The organism is Shigella sp. FJ200513, from assembly GCF_040495915.1.
Lineage (GTDB): Bacteria > Pseudomonadota > Gammaproteobacteria > Enterobacterales > Enterobacteriaceae > ECMA0423.
This window is the reverse complement of the sequence record NZ_JBDYCV010000045.1, coordinates 1-19,820: the sequence shown is the minus strand read 5'-3', so window position 1 is coordinate 19,820 and position 19,820 is coordinate 1. Positions and strand designations below refer to the sequence as shown.

General features: G+C 51.6%; 12 protein-coding genes and 1 pseudogene. 9 read left to right on the top strand and 4 right to left on the bottom strand.

Annotated features, from left to right (window positions below; genetic code table 11):
• Positions 1 to 4: 4 nt before the first annotated feature.
• The 3 genes from cydC to trxB form a co-directional block, all read right to left on the bottom strand.
• On the bottom strand, positions 5 to 1,726 hold the full coding sequence (cydC, locus tag ABZJ92_RS11640) for a heme ABC transporter ATP-binding protein/permease CydC (RefSeq protein WP_001202220.1): 1,722 nt from the start codon (positions 1,724 to 1,726) through the stop codon (positions 5 to 7).
• A complete protein-coding gene (gene cydD / locus ABZJ92_RS11635) occupies positions 1,727 to 3,493 on the bottom strand; it encodes a heme ABC transporter permease/ATP-binding protein CydD (protein ID WP_001043574.1) in 1,767 nt (588 codons plus the stop codon).
• Between the two features lie 122 nt (positions 3,494 to 3,615).
• The gene (trxB, locus tag ABZJ92_RS11630; protein ID WP_000537402.1) at positions 3,616 to 4,581 is read right to left on the bottom strand and encodes a thioredoxin-disulfide reductase; all 966 of its coding nucleotides are present in this window, start codon (positions 4,579 to 4,581) and stop codon (positions 3,616 to 3,618) included.
• A 543-nt stretch (positions 4,582 to 5,124) separates the two neighbouring features.
• On the opposite strand from trxB, the gene lrp reads away from it, so the two are divergent.
• The 8 genes and pseudogenes from lrp to ABZJ92_RS11590 all read left to right on the top strand — a co-directional run bounded on the left by lrp (position 5,125) and on the right by ABZJ92_RS11590 (position 17,389).
• The gene (lrp, locus tag ABZJ92_RS11625; protein WP_000228473.1) at positions 5,125 to 5,619 is read left to right on the top strand and encodes a leucine-responsive transcriptional regulator Lrp; all 495 of its coding nucleotides are present in this window, start codon (positions 5,125 to 5,127) and stop codon (positions 5,617 to 5,619) included.
• 134 nt (positions 5,620 to 5,753) lie between these two features.
• A complete protein-coding gene (gene ftsK, locus ABZJ92_RS11620; RefSeq protein ID WP_000077083.1) occupies positions 5,754 to 9,782 on the top strand; it encodes a DNA translocase FtsK in 4,029 nt (1,342 codons plus the stop codon).
• Positions 9,783 to 9,936: 154 nt separating this feature from the next.
• Positions 9,937 to 10,548: an outer membrane lipoprotein chaperone LolA gene (lolA, locus tag ABZJ92_RS11615; RefSeq protein ID WP_001295343.1), complete on the top strand. Its 612-nt coding sequence runs from the start codon at positions 9,937 to 9,939 to the stop codon at positions 10,546 to 10,548.
• 10 nt (positions 10,549 to 10,558) lie between these two features.
• On the top strand, positions 10,559 to 11,902 hold the full coding sequence (gene rarA / locus ABZJ92_RS11610; RefSeq protein ID WP_000067746.1) for a replication-associated recombination protein RarA: 1,344 nt from the start codon (positions 10,559 to 10,561) through the stop codon (positions 11,900 to 11,902).
• A gap of 90 nt (positions 11,903 to 11,992) precedes the next feature.
• Positions 11,993 to 13,285 carry a serine--tRNA ligase gene (gene serS / locus ABZJ92_RS11605; RefSeq protein WP_000886683.1) on the top strand — a complete coding sequence of 431 codons (1,293 nt, stop codon included), beginning with the start codon at positions 11,993 to 11,995 and terminating at the stop codon, positions 13,283 to 13,285.
• A 239-nt stretch (positions 13,286 to 13,524) separates the two neighbouring features.
• Positions 13,525 to 15,968, top strand: a pseudogene (gene dmsA, locus ABZJ92_RS11600) (dimethylsulfoxide reductase subunit A).
• A gap of 10 nt (positions 15,969 to 15,978) precedes the next feature.
• Positions 15,979 to 16,596 carry a dimethylsulfoxide reductase iron-sulfur subunit DmsB gene (gene dmsB / locus ABZJ92_RS11595; protein ID WP_000213098.1) on the top strand — a complete coding sequence of 206 codons (618 nt, stop codon included), beginning with the start codon at positions 15,979 to 15,981 and terminating at the stop codon, positions 16,594 to 16,596.
• A gap of 1 nt (position 16,597) precedes the next feature.
• Positions 16,598 to 17,389 carry a dimethyl sulfoxide reductase anchor subunit family protein gene (locus ABZJ92_RS11590; RefSeq protein ID WP_000534651.1) on the top strand — a complete coding sequence of 264 codons (792 nt, stop codon included), beginning with the start codon at positions 16,598 to 16,600 and terminating at the stop codon, positions 17,387 to 17,389.
• 35 nt (positions 17,390 to 17,424) lie between these two features.
• On the opposite strand, the gene ycaC is transcribed toward ABZJ92_RS11590, so the two are convergent.
• Entirely contained in the window at positions 17,425 to 18,051 is a 627-nt protein-coding gene (ycaC, locus tag ABZJ92_RS11585; protein WP_000165870.1) for an isochorismate family cysteine hydrolase YcaC, read from the bottom strand.
• A 314-nt stretch (positions 18,052 to 18,365) separates the two neighbouring features.
• Between ycaC and ABZJ92_RS11580 the strand changes: the two genes are divergently transcribed.
• On the top strand, positions 18,366 to 19,514 hold the full coding sequence (locus ABZJ92_RS11580) for an MFS transporter (protein ID WP_000109301.1): 1,149 nt from the start codon (positions 18,366 to 18,368) through the stop codon (positions 19,512 to 19,514).
• Positions 19,515 to 19,820 lie beyond the last annotated feature (306 nt).

Sequence of the window (19,820 nt, the reverse complement as noted above, 5' to 3'; positions counted from 1 at the left end):
TAGCTTACAAACCCTGCTTGAACTGGTAATAACGCCCCTGTCTGGCAAGCAGTTCTGCGTGAGTACCTTGCTCAATAATTTGCCCGTTGTCCATCACTATTATTTGTTGGAAACGAGAGAGTCCGCGAAGTCGATGGGTGACCATTAACACCGTTTTCTCACGCATCATTTTTGCAAGCAATTCAAGGATCTGGCTTTCGGTTGTGGCATCTAAGCCTTCGGTAGGTTCATCCAGCAACACCAGTGGCGCATCATGTAACAGCGTACGGGCGATAGCCAGACGGCGCAGTTCACCACCGGAGAGCTGGCGTCCGCCTTCACCTAACCAACTGTTGAGACCTGCATCCTCGAGCAGCTTCTCCAGACCAACGCGACGCAAGATCTCCGACAGAGCCTCATCACTACTGCCAGGCGAGGCGAGTAACAGATTATCACGCAGTGTGGCGCTAAACAGATGCACTCGCTGAGGAACAACGCTGATGGTCTGTCGTAGAGCCGCTTCATTCAGGCTGGCTATGGGGCTATCGTTAAGCAAAATCTCGCCCTGTTGCGGGTCCCATGCGCGGGTCAGCAGTTGTAACAGTGTTGATTTGCCGCATCCGGTTCGCCCGAGAATCGCTATATGTTCCCCGGCGTTTACCTGAAGAGAAATCCCTTTAAGTGCCTGTTGGGATTGCTCCGGATAAGTGAACTGAACATCCCGTAATGTCAGCGAAACGCGATCGGCAACACGAGTTTGGGTATCAGGGAAGGTGACCTCCGGTTTTTGATCCGTTAAGTCAGAGATACGTACGGCAGAGGCAATGACTTGCCCCAGATGCTGAAATGCACCCGTTACTGGTGCCAGTGCTTCAAACGCGGCTAACGCACAAAAGACAAACAGGGCAATTAATGCGCCGGGTTGAGCATTGCCGCCAACGCCGCCAGACGCCATCCACAGCATCAGGATCACCGCTAACGCGCCAATGAGCAGCATTATCGCTTGCGACAATGCGGTCAGTTCAGATTGACGGCGTTGCGCTTCCAGCCATTGAATTTCTGTATTCTCTAGTTGCGTGCGATAACGATCGCTGGCACCAAAAATGGTCAGCTCAGCTTGCCCTTGCAGCCAGGCCGTCAGTTGTTGGCGATACTGTCCGCGAAGATGAGTCAGATTTTGCCCGGTGCTTTTTCCCGCACGATAAAACAGCGGTGGCATCAGGAAAAGCGTCAGTAACATAACGCTGCCCAGCGTAAAGGCGAGGGTGAAATCAAGGAAACTTAACCCGATTGTCACCACCATAATCACCACAAAAGCGCCCACCAGCGGCGAGATAACGCGCAGGTAAAGATGATCGAGCGTATCAACATCCGCCACCACGCGGTTGAGCAATTCGCCCTGACGATAGCGCGCCAGTCCGGCAGGGGAGAGGGGCAACAATTTGCTGAAGGTGTAAATGCGCAGATGCTGCAACACGCGGAAAGTCGCGTCGTGACTTACCAGACGTTCAAAATAACGCCCGGCAGTACGGGTGATTGCGGCACCACGCACGCCCGCAGCGGGTAGCATATAGTTGAAGCTGTACAGTCCGGCAACCCCCGCAACCGCTGAGGCCGAGAGGAACCAGCCGGAAAGTGTCAACAGACCGATACTGGCGAGCAGCGTCACAATTGCCAGCACAATACCAAGACTTAACATCCATTTATGACGTTTATACAGTGCCAGATAGGGTAGCAAAGCGCGCATTTAAATCTCCTCCTGACGATGGGCCAGTAATGTGGCGAATGGGCCACCAGCCACACTTAATTCCGCGTAACGTCCTTGCTCAATAATCCGGCCATCCTGCATAACCCAAATGACATCCCAGTCAGCAAGATCTTCTAACTGGTGGGTGACCATTAACGTTGTCTGGCGCAGAGAGGCGGCATTCAGCGCCTCCATTACGCGCTGTTCACTGTGAGCATCAAGGCTGGCAGCGGGTTCATCCAACAGTAATAGCGAACAGGGATTTAGTAACGCACGGGCCACCGCCACGCGCTGCGCCTGCCCCACGGAAAGGCGGGCAGCCTGGTCGCCAACAGGTGTATCAACGCCTTGTGGCAGGAGCGGTAGAAACTCGCTGACCCAGGCGTTATCCAGCGCTGCTTGTAATTCTTGTTCGCTGGCATCAGGTCGCGCCAGTAGTACGTTATCCCGCAATTTTGCTGCCGGTAATTGTGGGTTTTGCCCAACCCAGGAGAGATGTTTACGCCATGATTCTGGTGATAAATCACGTAATTCTATCCCGTTGATTCGTAATGATCCCTGATATGAGAGAAAACCAGAAAGCGCGTTCAGCAGTGAGCTTTTACCTGAACCGCTGCGGCCAACCAACACTGCACGTTGGCCTGCTGGCAAAGTAAAGTTCAGCGGTCCGGCCAGCGTTTTACCTTCCGGCGACGTGATAAACAGATCCTCGGCCTCAATGGTCAGCGGATCGGTCAATGCTAATTCCGCCTCACCGCGCTGCGGATGGGCGAGCGGGGTTTCCATAAACGTTTTCAGACTGTCAGCTGCACCAACAGCCTGGGCTTTAGCATGATAAAACGTACCGAGATCGCGTAATGGCTGGAAAAACTCTGGCGCAAGGATCAGGGCCAGAAAACCTGCAGCCAGCGTCACCCCAGTATCGTAGTGACCAAAATCCAGCTCGCCGAGATAGGAAAAACCAAAGTAGACCGCCACCAGAGCAATTGACAGCGAGGTAAAAAATTCGAGAATGCCGGAGGATAAAAACGCCAGTCGTAGCACTTCCATTGTCCGTTGGCGGAAATCTTCCGAAGCAGAACGAATACTTTCAATTTCAGCTTCACCACGACCAAAAATACGCAATGTTTCCATGCCGCGCAGGCGATCGAGGAAATGCCCACTTAAGCGAGCAAGAGCGAGAAAGTTACGCCGGTTAGCATCGGCAGCCCCCATTCCAACCAGCGCCATAAACAACGGAATTAGCGGTGCTGTGCCCAGCAGAATGAGCGCCGCAGCCCAGTTAGAGGGGAAGATCGCCACCACAATCAGCAACGGCACCGACACTGCCAGCGCCATTTGCGGCAGATAGCGTGCATAGTAATCATGCATATCGTCAATTTGCTCGAGTACCAGCGTCGCCCAGCTCCCCGCAGGTTTACCCTGAATCCACGCTGGCCCTGCTTGTTGCAGACGGTCGAGAACCTGACGGCGGATGGCAAAGCGGATATGCTGCCCGGCGTGATAACCCACCCGTTCGCGTAACCAGACCACCCATGCGCGCAATACAAAGGTCAGAACCAGTAACGTAAAGGGAAGCAGCAGGGCTTCACGGGGAATATTCTCCATAATCATATGTTGCAGAATTCGCGCCATGAACCAGGCCTGGGCAATGATCAATATGCCGCTTACAAAGCCCAGCAGACGAGAAATATTCAGCCAACGTTGGGAGATGACGCTTTGCTGTTTTAACCAGCGGGTTAACTCTTTTTGACGAGATTTATTCATTGCACGCTTAGCAGGTGAGTTATCAGAATTATTTGCAGAGCAATGTTACAACGGGGAAAAAATAAAGGCGACCCATAGTCGCAAGGTGTCGCCTTCTTTACTTTTGTTACTGATTTGTAAAATTATTTTGCGTCAGCTAAACCATCGAGGTAGCGTTCCGCATCAAGTGCTGCCATGCAGCCAGTACCGGCCGAAGTAATGGCCTGGCGATAAATGTGATCCATCACGTCGCCTGCGGCAAAGACGCCAGGAATGCTGGTCTGGGTGGCATTACCATGAATACCCGACTGTACTTTGATGTAGCCGTTTTCCAGTTCCAGCTGCCCTTCGAAAATCGCAGTATTCGGGCTGTGACCGATAGCAACAAACAGACCGGCAACGTCGAGTGACTCGATGTTATCGCTGTTTTGCGTATCGCGCAGACGAACGCCAGTGACACCCATTTGATCGCCGGTCACTTCTTCCAGCGTACGGTTGGTGTGCAGAATGATGTTGCCGTTCTCCACTTTATCCATCAGACGCTTAATAAGGATTTTTTCCGCGCGGAAACCGTCACGGCGGTGAATCAGATGCACTTCCGAAGCGATGTTAGACAGATACAGCGCCTCTTCAACCGCGGTATTGCCGCCGCCGATGACCGCAACTTTCTGGTTGCGATAGAAGAAACCGTCGCAGGTTGCACAAGCAGAAACCCCACGGCCTTTAAAGGCTTCTTCAGAGGGCAGGCCGAGATAGCGTGCAGAAGCTCCGGTGGCAATAATCAGCGCGTCGCAAGTGTATTCGCCGTTATCGCCATTCAGACGGAACGGACGGTTTTGCAGATCCACCTTGTTGATATGATCAAAAATGATCTCAGTTTCAAACTTGGTGGCATGTTCGTGCATGCGCGCCATTAATAACGGACCGGTCAGATCGTTTGGATCACCAGGCCAGTTTTCCACTTCCGTGGTGGTGGTCAGTTGGCCGCCTTTTTCCATGCCGGTAATCAGCACAGGTTGCAGGTTGGCGCGCGCCGCGTAGACAGCAGCGGTGTATCCCGCCGGGCCTGAACCCAGGATAAGCAGTTTACTGTGTTTGGTCGTGCCCATGAGATCCCCATAGTTGTTGGCAGACAATGGGCAGGATTGTAGGGAATTTACAGACGTAAAAAAAGAGTATGACGATTTTGTTAACAATTTGTGCAATCGGCAGCATCGATAAGCAGGTCAAATTCTCCCGTCATTATCACCTCTGCTACTTAAATTTCCCGCTTTATAAGCCGATTAAATGATGAATAAACGCCCCTGTTAATGAATATCTGGCATGTTGTACTAAAAATCGATGTTTTGCTTTGACAATCCCCTGGTGTTTTGCGAAAACATTCGAGGAAGAAAAAAACAGTATTCTTATATGCGCATAACCATGTATGTAAATACCATGTTTACCGTGCTAGTGAAATCTACGTATGGCGTGGACAGACGCCATTCGTGATGTCGATAGCTGCCACAAGGCAACGGTCTTCTCACCGTAGACCCAGGCATTGCGCGCCGTGAATCTTCATGATTTCGGTCTATCGTGACGGGTAGCGACTCTGAACAGTGATGTTTCAGGGTCAGACAGGAGTAGGGAAGGAATACAGAGAGACAATAATAATGGTAGATAGCAAGAAGCGCCCTGGCAAAGATCTCGACCGTATCGATCGTAACATTCTTAATGAGTTGCAAAAGGATGGGCGTATTTCTAACGTCGAGCTTTCTAAACGTGTGGGACTTTCCCCAACGCCGTGCCTTGAGCGTGTGCGTCGGCTGGAAAGACAAGGGTTTATTCAGGGCTATACGGCGCTGCTTAACCCCCATTATCTGGATGCATCACTTCTGGTATTCGTTGAGATTACTCTGAATCGTGGCGCACCGGATGTGTTTGAACAATTCAATACCGCTGTACAAAAACTTGAAGAAATTCAGGAGTGTCATTTAGTATCTGGTGATTTCGACTACCTGTTGAAAACACGCGTGCCGGATATGTCAGCTTACCGTAAGTTGCTGGGGGAAACCCTGCTGCGTCTGCCTGGCGTCAATGACACACGGACATACGTTGTTATGGAAGAAGTCAAGCAGAGTAATCGTCTGGTTATTAAGACGCGCTAACACGGAACAGGTGCAAAATCGGCGTATTTTGATTACACTCCTGTTAATCCATACAGCAACAGTACTGGGGTAACCTGGTACTGTTGTCCGTTTTAGCATCGGGCAGGAAAAGCCTGTAACCTGGAGAGCCTTTCTTGAGCCAGGAATACACTGAAGACAAAGAAGTCACATTGACAAAGTTAAGTAGCGGCCGCCGCCTTCTGGAGGCATTGCTGATCCTTATTGTCCTGTTTGCCGTCTGGTTGATGGCTGCCTTACTAAGCTTTAACCCTTCGGACCCCAGCTGGTCGCAAACGGCCTGGCATGAACCTATCCATAATTTAGGTGGGATGCCCGGTGCGTGGTTGGCAGATACGCTGTTCTTTATTTTTGGCGTGATGGCTTACACCATTCCCGTCATTATTGTCGGCGGTTGTTGGTTTGCCTGGCGTCATCAGTCCAGCGACGAATACATTGATTATTTTGCCGTTTCGCTACGCATCATTGGCGTTTTGGCGCTCATCCTTACCTCCTGTGGTCTGGCGGCAATCAACGCTGACGATATCTGGTATTTTGCCTCCGGTGGCGTCATTGGCAGCTTACTAAGCACTACGCTACAACCACTGCTACACAGTAGCGGGGGAACTATTGCGCTGCTCTGCGTTTGGGCAGCGGGCCTGACGTTGTTCACCGGTTGGTCATGGGTGACCATTGCTGAAAAACTCGGCGGCTGGATTTTAAACATTCTCACCTTCGCCAGTAATCGTACCCGTCGCGATGATACCTGGGTCGATGAAGATGAGTATGAAGACGACGAAGAGTATGAAGATGAAAATCACGGCAAACAGCATGAATCACGCCGTGCCCGTATTCTTCGCGGCGCGCTAGCGCGTCGTAAACGGTTGGCGGAAAAATTCATTAATCCGATGGGGCGGCAAACAGACGCTGCGTTGTTCTCCGGTAAGCGGATGGATGATGACGAAGAGATTACCTACACTGCACGCGGTGTGGCTGCCGACCCGGACGACGTCCTATTTTCGGGCAATCGTGCAACGCAGCCAGAATATGACGAATACGATCCATTATTAAACAGTGCGCCAATTACCGAACCTGTCGCTGTAGCAGCTGCTGCTACCACGGCGACACAAAGCTGGGCTGCGCCGGTTGAACCTGTGACTCAGACGCCGCCTGTTGCCTCTGTTGATGTTCCACCTTCGCAACCTACAGTAGCCTGGCAGCCTGTACCGGGTCCACAAACGGGAGAGCCGGTTATTGCTCCTGCACCGGAAGGTTACCCACAGCAGTCACAATATGCGCAGCCTGCAGTGCAATATAATGAGCCGCTGCAACAACCAGTACAGCCGCAGCAGCCGTATTATGCACCTGCAGCTGAACAACCTGCGCAACAGCCGTATTATGCCCCTGCGCCAGAACAACCGGTGGCAGGTAACGCCTGGCAAGCCGAAGAGCAGCAATCCACTTTTGCTCCACAGTCTACATACCAGACTGAGCAAACTTATCAGCAGCCAGCCGCTCAGGAGCCGTTGTACCAACAGCCGCAACCCGTTGAACAGCAGCCTGTTGTGGAGCCTGAACCCGTTGTAGAAGAGACAAAACCCGCGCGTCCGCCGCTTTACTATTTTGAAGAAGTGGAAGAGAAGCGAGCCCGTGAACGTGAACAACTTGCGGCCTGGTATCAACCGATTCCAGAACCGGTTAAAGAACCAGAACCGATCAAATCTTCGCTGAAAGCACCTTCTGTTGCAGCAGTACCTCCAGTAGAAGCCGCTGCCGCTGTTTCTCCGCTGGCATCTGGCGTGAAAAAAGCGACACTGGCGACGGGGGCTGCCGCAACCGTTGCCGCGCCAGTCTTCAGTCTGGCAAATAGCGGTGGACCGCGTCCGCAGGTCAAAGAGGGGATTGGCCCGCAGTTGCCACGACCGAAACGTATCCGCGTGCCAACTCGTCGTGAATTGGCGTCTTACGGTATTAAGCTGCCCTCACAGCGTGCGGCGGAAGAAAAAGCCCGTGAAGCCCAGCGCAATCAGTATGATTCTGGCGATCAGTATAACGATGATGAAATCGATGCGATGCAGCAGGATGAACTGGCACGTCAGTTCGCCCAGACACAGCAGCAACGCTATGGCGAACAGTATCAACATGATGTGCCCGTAAACGCAGAAGATGCAGATGCTGCGGCAGAGGCTGAACTGGCTCGTCAGTTTGCGCAAACTCAACAACAACGTTATTCCGGCGAACAACCGGCTGGGGCGAATCCGTTCTCGCTGGATGATTTTGAATTTTCGCCAATGAAAGCGTTGCTGGATGATGGTCCACACGAACCGCTGTTTACGCCAATTGTTGAACCTGTACAGCAGCCGCAACAACCGGTTGCACCACAGCAGCAGTATCAGCAGCCACAACAGCCGGTTGCGCCACAGCAGCAGTATCAGCAGCCACAACAGCAGGTTGCGCCGCAGCCACAATATCAGCAGCCGCAACAACCGGTTGCGCCACAGCAGCAATATCAGCAGCCGCAACAACCAGTTGCGCCGCAGCCGCAGTATCAACAGCCGCAACAACCGGTTGCACCGCAGCCGCAGTATCAGCAGCCACAACAGCCAGTTGCGCCACAGCCGCAGGATACCCTGCTTCATCCGCTGTTGATGCGTAATGGCGACAGCCGTCCGTTGCACAAACCGACGACGCCACTGCCTTCTCTGGATTTGCTGACACCGCCGCCGAGCGAAGTGGAGCCGGTAGATACCTTTGCGCTTGAACAAATGGCGCGTCTGGTGGAAGCGCGTCTGGCTGATTTCCGTATTAAAGCCGATGTCGTTAATTACTCTCCGGGGCCAGTTATCACTCGCTTTGAACTTAACCTGGCTCCTGGCGTAAAAGCGGCGCGCATTTCTAACTTGTCACGGGACCTTGCCCGTTCACTTTCGACGGTGGCGGTGCGTGTCGTTGAAGTTATTCCTGGCAAACCCTATGTAGGTCTGGAGTTACCAAATAAAAAACGACAAACCGTTTATCTGCGCGAAGTTTTGGATAACGCCAAATTCCGCGATAATCCGTCGCCATTAACCGTGGTGCTGGGTAAAGATATCGCCGGTGAGCCGGTGGTTGCCGATCTGGCGAAAATGCCGCACTTGTTGGTTGCGGGGACTACCGGTTCCGGTAAATCTGTCGGTGTGAACGCGATGATCCTGAGCATGCTTTATAAAGCACAGCCAGAAGATGTGCGTTTCATCATGATCGACCCGAAAATGCTGGAGCTTTCGGTTTATGAAGGCATTCCGCACCTGTTAACGGAAGTCGTTACTGATATGAAAGATGCCGCCAACGCGCTGCGCTGGTGTGTTAACGAGATGGAGCGTCGGTATAAACTGATGTCTGCGCTGGGTGTGCGTAATCTGGCGGGTTATAACGAAAAAATTGCTGAAGCCGATCGCATGATGCGTCCGATTCCAGACCCGTACTGGAAGCCGGGTGACAGTATGGATGCCCAGCATCCGGTGCTGAAAAAAGAACCATACATTGTCGTGTTGGTTGACGAATTTGCCGACCTGATGATGACGGTAGGTAAAAAAGTGGAAGAGCTGATAGCTCGTCTGGCGCAAAAAGCCCGTGCCGCGGGTATCCACCTCGTACTGGCAACTCAGCGTCCATCGGTTGATGTTATTACTGGTCTGATTAAAGCGAATATTCCGACCCGTATCGCCTTTACCGTATCCAGTAAGATTGACTCACGTACCATTCTTGATCAGGCTGGCGCGGAATCACTGCTGGGTATGGGGGATATGCTCTACTCTGGGCCGAACTCCACGTTGCCGGTACGTGTCCATGGTGCTTTTGTTCGCGATCAGGAAGTTCATGCCGTGGTGCAGGACTGGAAAGCGCGTGGTCGCCCACAGTATGTTGATGGCATCACCTCCGACAGCGAAAGCGAAGGTGGTGCGGGTGGTTTCGATGGCGCTGAAGAACTGGATCCGTTGTTCGATCAGGCGGTGCAGTTTGTCACTGAAAAACGCAAAGCGTCAATTTCTGGCGTACAGCGTCAGTTCCGCATTGGTTATAACCGTGCAGCGCGTATTATCGAACAGATGGAAGCGCAGGGGATTGTCAGCGAACAGGGGCACAACGGTAATCGTGAAGTGCTGGCCCCACCGCCGTTTGACTAATTAATGCATTGCCGGATAAGGCGCGGTAGCGTCGCATCCGGCACTCTATCAACTGAAAATTCAGTATTTTCTTCTTTCCTCAAGCTGATTATTAGCCTGGAATAGAGAGTAGAGGGAACTCCCGATCGGGAGTGACGTAATTTGAGGAATAATGATGAAAAAAATTGCTATCACCTGTGCATTACTCTCAAGCTTAGTAGCAAGCAGCGTTTGGGCTGATGCCGCAAGCGATCTGAAAAGCCGCCTGGATAAAGTCAGCAGCTTCCACGCCAGCTTCACACAAAAAGTGACTGACGGTAGCGGCGCGGCGGTGCAGGAAGGTCAGGGCGATCTGTGGGTGAAACGTCCAAACTTATTCAACTGGCATATGACACAACCTGATGAAAGCATTCTGGTTTCTGACGGTAAAACACTGTGGTTCTATAACCCGTTCGTTGAGCAAGCTACGGCAACCTGGCTGAAAGATGCCACCGGTAATACGCCGTTTATGCTGATTGCCCGCAACCAGTCCAGCGACTGGCAGCAGTACAATATCAAACAGAATGGCGATGACTTTGTCCTGACGCCGAAAGCCAGCAATGGCAATCTGAAGCAGTTCACCATTAACGTGGGACGTGATGGCACAATCCATCAGTTTAGCGCGGTGGAGCAGGACGATCAGCGCAGCAGTTATCAGCTGAAATCCCAGCAAAATGGGGCTGTGGATGCAGCGAAATTTACCTTCACCCCGCCGCAAGGCGTCACGGTAGATGATCAACGTAAGTAGAGGCACCTGAGTGAGCAATCTGTCGCTCGATTTTTCGGATAATACTTTTCAACCTCTGGCCGCGCGTATGCGGCCAGAAAATTTAGCACAGTATATCGGTCAGCAACATTTGCTGGCTGCGGGGAAGCCGTTGCCGCGCGCTATCGAAGCCGGGCATTTGCATTCTATGATCCTCTGGGGGCCACCGGGTACCGGCAAAACAACCCTCGCTGAAGTGATTGCCCGCTATGCGAACGCTGATGTGGAACGTATTTCTGCCGTCACCTCTGGCGTGAAAGAGATTCGCGAGGCGATCGAGCGCGCCCGGCAAAACCGCAATGCAGGTCGCCGCACTATTCTTTTTGTTGACGAAGTTCACCGTTTCAACAAAAGCCAGCAGGATGCATTTCTGCCACATATTGAAGACGGCACCATCACTTTTATTGGCGCAACCACTGAAAACCCGTCGTTTGAGCTTAATTCGGCACTGCTTTCCCGTGCCCGTGTTTATCTGTTGAAATCCCTGAGTACAGAGGATATTGAGCAAGTACTAACTCAGGCGATGGAAGACAAAACCCGTGGCTATGGTGGTCAGGATATTGTTCTGCCAGATGATACACGACGTGCCATTGCAGAACTGGTGAATGGCGACGCGCGCCGGGCGTTAAATACGCTGGAAATGATGGCGGATATGGCCGAAGTCTATGATAGCGGTAAGCGGGTCCTGAAGCCTGAATTACTGACCGAAATCGCCGGTGAACGTAGCGCCCGCTTTGATAACAAAGGCGATCGCTTTTACGATCTAATTTCCGCACTGCATAAGTCGGTACGTGGTAGCGCACCCGATGCGGCGCTGTACTGGTATGCGCGAATTATTACCGCTGGTGGCGATCCGTTATATGTCGCGCGTCGCTGTCTGGCGATTGCGTCTGAAGACGTCGGTAATGCCGATCCACGGGCGATGCAGGTGGCAATTGCGGCCTGGGATTGCTTTACTCGCGTTGGCCCGGCGGAAGGTGAACGCGCCATTGCTCAGGCGATTGTTTACCTGGCCTGCGCGCCAAAAAGCAACGCTGTCTACACTGCGTTTAAAGCCGCGCTGGCCGATGCTCGCGAACGCCCGGATTATGACGTGCCGGTTCATTTGCGTAATGCGCCGACGAAATTAATGAAGGAAATGGGCTACGGGCAGGAATATCGTTATGCTCATGATGAAGCAAACGCTTATGCTGCCGGTGAGGTTTACTTCCCGCCGGAAATAGCACAAACACGCTATTATTTCCCGACAAACAGGGGCCTTGAAGGCAAGATTGGTGAAAAGCTCGCCTGGCTGGCTGAACAGGATCAAAATAGCCCCATAAAACGCTACCGTTAATGTTATCGTTGCGGTAATGTTGTTACTGTATCCCTGTGGTCGCAGGCTGTGGCCACATCTCCCATTTAATTCGATAAGCACAGGATAAGCATGCTCGATCCCAATCTGCTGCGTAATGAGCCAGACGCAGTCGCTGAAAAACTGGCACGCCGGGGCTTTAAGCTGGATGTAGATAAGCTGGGCGCTCTTGAAGAGCGTCGTAAAGTATTGCAGGTCAAAACGGAAAACCTGCAAGCGGAGCGTAACTCCCGATCGAAATCCATTGGCCAGGCGAAAGCGCGCGGGGAAGATATCGAGCCTTTACGTCTGGAAGTGAACAAACTGGGCGAAGAGCTGGATGCAGCAAAAGCCGAGCTGGATGCTTTACAGGCTGAAATTCGCGATATCGCGCTGACCATCCCTAACCTGCCTGCAGATGAAGTGCCGGTAGGTAAAGACGAAAATGACAACGTTGAAGTCAGCCGCTGGGGTACCCCGCGTGAGTTTGACTTTGAAGTTCGTGACCACGTGACGCTGGGTGAAATGCACTCTGGCCTCGACTTTGCAGCTGCAGTTAAGCTGACTGGTTCCCGCTTTGTGGTAATGAAAGGGCAGATTGCTCGCATGCACCGCGCACTGTCGCAGTTTATGCTGGATCTGCATACCGAACAGCATGGCTACAGTGAGAACTATGTTCCGTACCTGGTTAACCAGGACACGCTGTACGGTACGGGTCAGCTGCCGAAATTTGCTGGCGATCTGTTCCATACTCGTCCGCTGGAAGAAGAAGCAGACACCAGTAACTATGCGCTGATCCCAACGGCAGAAGTTCCGCTGACTAACCTGGTGCGCGGTGAAATCATCGATGAAGATGATCTGCCAATTAAGATGACCGCCCACACCCCATGCTTCCGTTCTGAAGCCGGTTCATATGGTCGTGACACCCGTGGTCTGATCCGTATGCACCAGTTCGACAAAGTTGAAATGGTGCAGATCGTGCGCCCAGAAGACTCAATGGCGGCGCTGGAAGAGATGACTGGTCATGCAGAAAAAGTCCTGCAGTTGCTGGGCCTGCCGTACCGTAAAATCATCCTTTGCACTGGCGACATGGGCTTTGGCGCTTGCAAAACTTACGACCTGGAAGTATGGATCCCGGCACAGAACACCTACCGTGAGATCTCTTCCTGCTCCAACGTTTGGGATTTCCAGGCACGTCGTATGCAGGCACGTTGCCGCAGCAAGTCGGACAAGAAAACCCGTCTGGTTCATACCCTGAACGGTTCTGGTCTGGCTGTTGGTCGTACGCTGGTTGCAGTAATGGAAAACTATCAGCAGGCTGATGGTCGTATTGAAGTACCAGAAGTTCTGCGTCCGTATATGAACGGACTGGAATATATTGGCTAATACCCAATTTTTCTGAATCTAAAAAGCGCCTTTAGGGCGCTTTTTTTGTCTCCCTTTGATACCGAACAATAATTACTCCTCACTTACACGTAATACTACTTTCGAGTGAAAATCTACCTATCTCTTTGATTTTCAAATTATTCTATGTATACAAGCCTATATAGCGAGCTGCTATAGAAATAATTACACAATACGGTTTGTTACTGGAATCAATCGTGATCAAGCTTGAGTGAGCCATTATGAAAACGAAAATCCCTGATGCGGTATTGGCTGCTGAGGAGAGTCGCCGTGGTTTGGTAAAAACGACAGCGATCGGCGGCCTGGCAATGGCCAGCAGCGCATTAACATTACCTTTTAGTCGGATTGCGCACGCTGTCGATAGCGCCATTCCAACAAAATCAGACGAAAAGGTTATCTGGAGCGCCTGTACAGTTAACTGTGGTAGTCGCTGCCCGCTACGTATGCACGTCGTGGACGGTGAAATCAAATATGTCGAAACGACAATACCGGCGATGACAATTACGACGGCCTACACTAGGTTCGCGCCTGCCTGCGTGGGCGTTCCATGCGTCACCGTGTCTACAATCCGGACCGCCTGAAATATCCGATGAAACGAGTCGGGGCGCGCGGTGAAGGCAAATTCGAGCGCATTAGCTGGGAAGAAGCCTACGACATCATCGCGACCAATATGCAGCGCCTGATCAAAGAGTACGGCAACGAGTCTATCTATCTGAACTATGGCACCGGTACGCTGGGCGGCACCATGACCCGCTCCTGGCCGCCGGGAAATACCCTGGTCGCGCGCCTGATGAACTGCTGCGGCGGTTATCTTAACCATTACGGTGACTACTCTTCCGCGCAAATTGCGGAAGGTTTGAACCATACCTACGGCGGCTGGGCAGATGGTAACAGCCCGTCGGATATCGAAAACAGTAAATTGGTAGTGCTGTTTGGTAATAACCCAGGCGAAACGCGAATGAGTGGCGGTGGGGTGACTTACTATCTTGAACAGGCACGCCAGAAATCTAATGCTCGCATGATCATCATCGATCCGCGCTATACCGACACCGGTGCCGGGCGCGAAGATGAGTGGATCCCTATTCGTCCAGGAACAGATGCCGCACTGGTTAACGGTCTGGCGTACGTCATGATCACTAAAAACCTGGTGGATCAGGCATTCCTCGATAAATATTGCGTTGGCTATGACGAGAAAACCCTGCCCGCCAGTGCGCCGAAAAATGGTCATTATAAAGCTTATATTCTGGGTGAAGGGCCAGATGGCGTGGCTAAAACACCGGAATGGGCCTCGCAAATCACCGGTGTTCCGGCAGACAAAATCATCAAACTGGCTCGTGAAATCGGCAGTACCAAACCGGCGTTTATCAGCCAGGGATGGGGCCCGCAGCGTCACGCTAACGGTGAAATCGCAACCCGTGCTATCTCGATGCTGGCGATTCTGACCGGTAACGTTGGTATTAATGGAGGGAACAGCGGCGCGCGTGAAGGTTCATACAGCTTACCGTTTGTCCGTATGCCGACCTTGGAAAACCCGATCCAGACCAGCATTTCGATGTTTATGTGGACCGATGCCATTGAACGTGGCCCGGAAATGACGGCGCTGCGTGATGGTGTGCGCGGGAAAGATAAGCTGGATGTGCCGATCAAAATGATCTGGAACTATGCCGGTAACTGCCTGATTAACCAGCATTCTGAAATCAACCGTACCCATGAAATCCTCCAGGATGATAAGAAGTGCGAGCTGATTGTGGTTATCGACTGCCACATGACCTCATCGGCGAAATATGCTGACATCCTGCTGCCTGACTGCACCGCTTCCGAACAGATGGACTTTGCACTGGATGCATCCTGCGGGAATATGTCTTACGTGATTTTCAACGATCAGGTGATTAAACCGCGCTTTGAATGTAAGACCATCTATGAAATGACCAGCGAACTGGCAAAACGTCTTGGCGTTGAGCAACAGTTTACTGAAGGCCGTACCCAGGAAGAGTGGATGCGGCATCTGTATGCCCAGTCGCGGGAAGCGATTCCTGAACTGCCAACGTTTGAAGAGTTCCGCAAGCAGGGGATCTTTAAAAAGCGCGACCCACAAGGGCATCACGTTGCTTATAAAGCCTTCCGTGAAGATCCGCAGGCAAACCCACTGACTACGCCATCGGGCAAAATTGAGATTTATTCGCAGGCGCTGGCTGACATTGCCGCTACCTGGGAATTGCCAGAAGGCGATGTGATCGATCCACTGCCGATCTACACGCCGGGCTTTGAAAGTTATCAGGATCCGCTGAACAAACAGTATCCGCTGCAGCTTACAGGTTTCCACTATAAATCTCGCGTTCACTCAACTTACGGCAACGTTGATGTGCTGAAAGCGGCTTGCCGTCAGGAAATGTGGATCAACCCGCTTGATGCCCAAAAACGCGGTATCCACAACGGCGATAAAGTCAGGATCTTTAACGATCGTGGTGAGGTTCATATTGAGGCGAAAGTGACGCCACGAATGATGCCGGGCGTGGTCGCACTGGGTGAAGGCGCCTGGTATGACCCGGATGCAAAACGTGTCGATAAGGGCGGTTGTATCAACGTACTGACCACTCAACGTCCGTCTCCTCTCGCTAAGGGGAATCCGTCACATACAAACCTTGTTCAGGTTGAAAAGGTGTAAGGAGTAACCGATGACAACCCAGTATGGATTTTTTATTGATTCCAGCCGTTGCACCGGTTGCAAAACCTGCGAGCTGGCTTGTAAAGACTACAAAGATTTGACGCCAGAAGTCAGTTTCCGCCGCATTTATGAATATGCTGGCGGCGACTGGCAGGAAGATAACGGTGTCTGGCACCAGAACGTGTTTGCCTACTATCTGTCGATTTCGTGCAACCACTGCGAAGATCCGGCTTGTACTAAAGTCTGCCCGAGCGGTGCGATGCATAAACGCGAAGATGGTTTTGTTGTGGTCGATGAAGATGTATGCATTGGCTGCCGTTACTGTCATATGGCTTGCCCGTATGGCGCACCGCAATATAACGAAACGAAAGGCCATATGACCAAATGCGATGGTTGTTATGACCGTGTTGCGGAGGGTAAAAAGCCGATCTGTGTTGAATCTTGCCCGCTGCGGGCGCTGGATTTCGGCCCTATCGACGAGCTGCGTAAAAAACATGGCGATCTGGCGGCCGTTGCGCCGTTGCCGCGAGCTCACTTTACCAAACCGAATATTGTGATCAAACCCAATGCCAATAGCCGCCCGACCGGGGATACCACTGGCTATCTGGCAAACCCGAAGGAGGTGTGAGATGGGAAGTGGATGGCATGAATGGCCGCTGATGATCTTCACGGTCTTCGGGCAATGTGTGGCGGGTGGTTTTATCGTTCTGGCTTTGGCGCTGCTCAAAGGCGACCTGCGAGCAGAAGCCCAGCAGCGTGTTATCGCCTGCATGTTTGGCTTATGGGTACTGATGGGCATTGGCTTTATCGCCTCTATGCTCCATCTTGGTTCACCGATGCGCGCCTTTAACTCGCTCAACCGGGTAGGGGCTTCAGCACTCAGTAACGAAATCGCCAGCGGTTCGATCTTTTTTGCTGTAGGCGGCATCGGCTGGTTGCTGGCAATGCTGAAAAAGCTGTCACCGGCATTGCGTACGCTATGGCTGGTGGTGACGATGGTTCTTGGCGTCGTCTTTGTCTGGATGATGGTGCGTGTGTATAACAGCATTGATACCGTTCCGACCTGGTACAGCATCTGGACGCCGATGGGCTGGGCGATGCGTCTGCTGCCAGCCATTTCTGTACTGGCACTGGTGGTGAGTGGCGTGATGTCAGTGATGCAGGGCACAGAGCTGGCAACTATTCATAGTTCTGTGCAGCAGGCCGCAGCGCTGGTGCCGGACTATGGTGCGCTGATGTCCTGGCGGATCGTGCTTTTGGCCGTTGCCCTGTGCTTGTGGATTGCACCACAGCTAAAAGGTTATCAGCCTGCGGTTCCGCTACTATCCGTCTCATTCATTCTGCTTCTGGCAGGGGAATTAATCGGTCGCGGCGTATTCTATGGTTTGCATATGACCGTGGGGATGGCCGTCGCAAGCTAATCAGTAACAACCGGGGTTTCGGCCCCGGTTCTCTTTTATTTCTGCTTCGTTAACGTGTCATAACTGGTCATCAAATTACGATAATCAGGAATATGGTTAGAGAACAACGTCGCCAGTCCTTCAATATCATTACGCCAGTCACGGTGCAGCTCGCAAGCCACGCCGAACCATGTCATCAATTGCGCACCAGCTTGCGACATGCGATCCCACGCCGAATGCCGGGTAATTTCATTAAAGGTCCCTGATGCATCAGTCACGACAAAGACATCAAACCCTTCTTCAATGGCTGAAAGCGCCGGGAATGCCACGCAAACTTCGGTTACCACACCGGCAATAATTAACTGTTTTTTACCTGTCGCTTTGACTGCTTTTACAAAATCTTCGTTATCCCAGGCGTTAATATTGCCCGGGCGAGCAATGTAAGGTGCATCGGGGAATTGTGCTTTCAGTTCTAGAACTAATGGGCCGTTAGGACCGGTTTCAAAACTGGTGGTAAGAATAGTTGGTAAGTTGAAATACTTAGCCAGGTCACCCAGCGCCAGCACGTTATTTTTAAACTTATCGGGTTCGATATCCCGTACAAGGGAAAGTAAACCAGCCTGGTGATCAACAAGCAAAACGGCAGCATCATTTTTATCAAGACGAACATACGGTTTGGTCATCCTCTTCTCCTTTCGAGAGTCAGTGGTACGTCTGAAATCGGTCAGACGCGATGCATTGCTCTGAAAGCATAGACGGGAAATATGAGTTTGCTGTGACCATGAAATTTTTCGACTGAACGAAGCGTATGAAATTTGTGTTAGATCAATAAAAACAATCAGATGAGATTAATCATCTCTTCAGCATTAGCGTTATGAATGAGTAATATAAATCGATAATACCGCCGCTGCGATATGCGCGTATTTTCACCCATTGACAATGTTTTTGGCGGTGGCATGATGCGCATGAAATTTGAACTTCCTCACGGTTTTAATTCATGTCCACGTATACCCGGCCTGTCATGCTTTTGCTGTCTGGCCTGCTTTTGTTGACTCTGGCGATCGCGGTGTTAAATACACTCGTGCCGCTTTGGCTCGCCCAGGAACACATGTCCACATGGCAGGTAGGCGTTGTCAGCTCATCCTATTTTACCGGCAACCTTGTCGGTACATTGCTGACAGGGTATGTCATTAAACGCATTGGCTTTAACCGCAGCTATTATCTGTCCTCCTTCATTTTTGCTGCTGGCTGTGCCGGCCTTGGCCTGATGATTGGTTTCTGGAGCTGGTTGGCGTGGCGTTTTGTCGCGGGCGTCGGCTGTGCCATGATTTGGGTGGTTGTTGAGAGCGCGCTGATGTGCAGTGGGACGTCACGTAACCGTGGGCGTTTGCTTGCTGCGTATATGATGGTTTATTACGTGGGAACGTTTTTAGGCCAGTTACTGGTCAGCAAAGTCTCAACCGAGCTGATGAGCGTATTGCCGTGGGTTACAGGTTTGACATTGGCAGGGATCTTACCGCTGTTGTTTACGCGTGTCCTGAATCAGCAGGCTGAAAACCATGATTCGACGTCAATTACGGCAATGCTAAAACTCCGTCAGGCGCGGCTTGGCGTGAATGGCTGCATTATCTCAGGAATCGTTCTGGGATCTCTATATGGCCTGATGCCTCTGTACCTCAATCACAAAGGGGTGAGCAATGCCAGTATTGGTTTCTGGATGGCGGTACTGGTCAGTGCGGGTATCCTCGGACAATGGCCGATTGGACGTCTGGCGGATAAGTTTGGTCGACTGCTGGTTTTGCGTGTTCAGGTCTTTGTCGTCATTCTCGGCAGTATTGCGATGCTTAGCCAGGCGGCGATGGCCCCAGCGTTATTCATCCTCGGTGCCGCTGGCTTTACGCTATATCCGGTGGCGATGGCCTGGGCTTGTGAGAAAGTTGAACATCATCAACTGGTGGCGATGAACCAAGCCTTACTGTTGAGCTATACCGTGGGAAGTCTGCTTGGCCCGTCATTTAGCGCTATGCTAATGCAGAATTTCTCCGATAATTTATTGTTTATCATGATCGCCAGCGTATCGTTTATCTATTTGCTGATGCTGCTTCGCAACGCCGGTCATACGCCGAAACCCGTTGCTCACGTGTAAATGAATTCAAGCAAAGTGTGAACTTACTGTTTCACACTCTGCTTTTTTGTTTCTTCTATCTGACTTGCTTTTTTCCAAATTTTATTCGTTTAAAAATAAAATGTGCAGCAGGTTATAATTTTGCATTTCGCTATTTCCGCACTTCTTATTTGCCGCGCATAATCCCTCGTTTTACAGATGCCCCTTTAATTTTGGCGAAGGATTTGTCTATGGCTGGGAATGTTCAGGAAGTAAGCGCCCCATCAGCGACGTCTTGTGAAAATTGTCCTGTCTGGCAACAATCGCGCCCATCTATATTGATGGACA

What these genes read in the sequence shown, in the direction of transcription:
- cydC (WP_001202220.1), bottom strand. Translation starts at nt 1,726, where the DNA reads ATGCGCGCTTTGCTACCCTATCTGGCACTGTATAAACGTCATAAATGG.
- cydD (WP_001043574.1), bottom strand. Translation starts at nt 3,493, where the DNA reads ATGAATAAATCTCGTCAAAAAGAGTTAACCCGCTGGTTAAAACAGCAA.
- trxB (WP_000537402.1), bottom strand. Translation starts at nt 4,581, where the DNA reads ATGGGCACGACCAAACACAGTAAACTGCTTATCCTGGGTTCAGGCCCG.
- lrp (WP_000228473.1), top strand. Translation starts at nt 5,125, where the DNA reads ATGGTAGATAGCAAGAAGCGCCCTGGCAAAGATCTCGACCGTATCGAT.
- lolA (WP_001295343.1), top strand. Translation starts at nt 9,937, where the DNA reads ATGAAAAAAATTGCTATCACCTGTGCATTACTCTCAAGCTTAGTAGCA.
- serS (WP_000886683.1), top strand. Translation starts at nt 11,993, where the DNA reads ATGCTCGATCCCAATCTGCTGCGTAATGAGCCAGACGCAGTCGCTGAA.
- dmsB (WP_000213098.1), top strand. Translation starts at nt 15,979, where the DNA reads ATGACAACCCAGTATGGATTTTTTATTGATTCCAGCCGTTGCACCGGT.
- ABZJ92_RS11590 (WP_000534651.1), top strand. Translation starts at nt 16,598, where the DNA reads ATGGGAAGTGGATGGCATGAATGGCCGCTGATGATCTTCACGGTCTTC.
- ycaC (WP_000165870.1), bottom strand. Translation starts at nt 18,051, where the DNA reads ATGACCAAACCGTATGTTCGTCTTGATAAAAATGATGCTGCCGTTTTG.
- ABZJ92_RS11580 (WP_000109301.1), top strand. Translation starts at nt 18,366, where the DNA reads ATGTCCACGTATACCCGGCCTGTCATGCTTTTGCTGTCTGGCCTGCTT.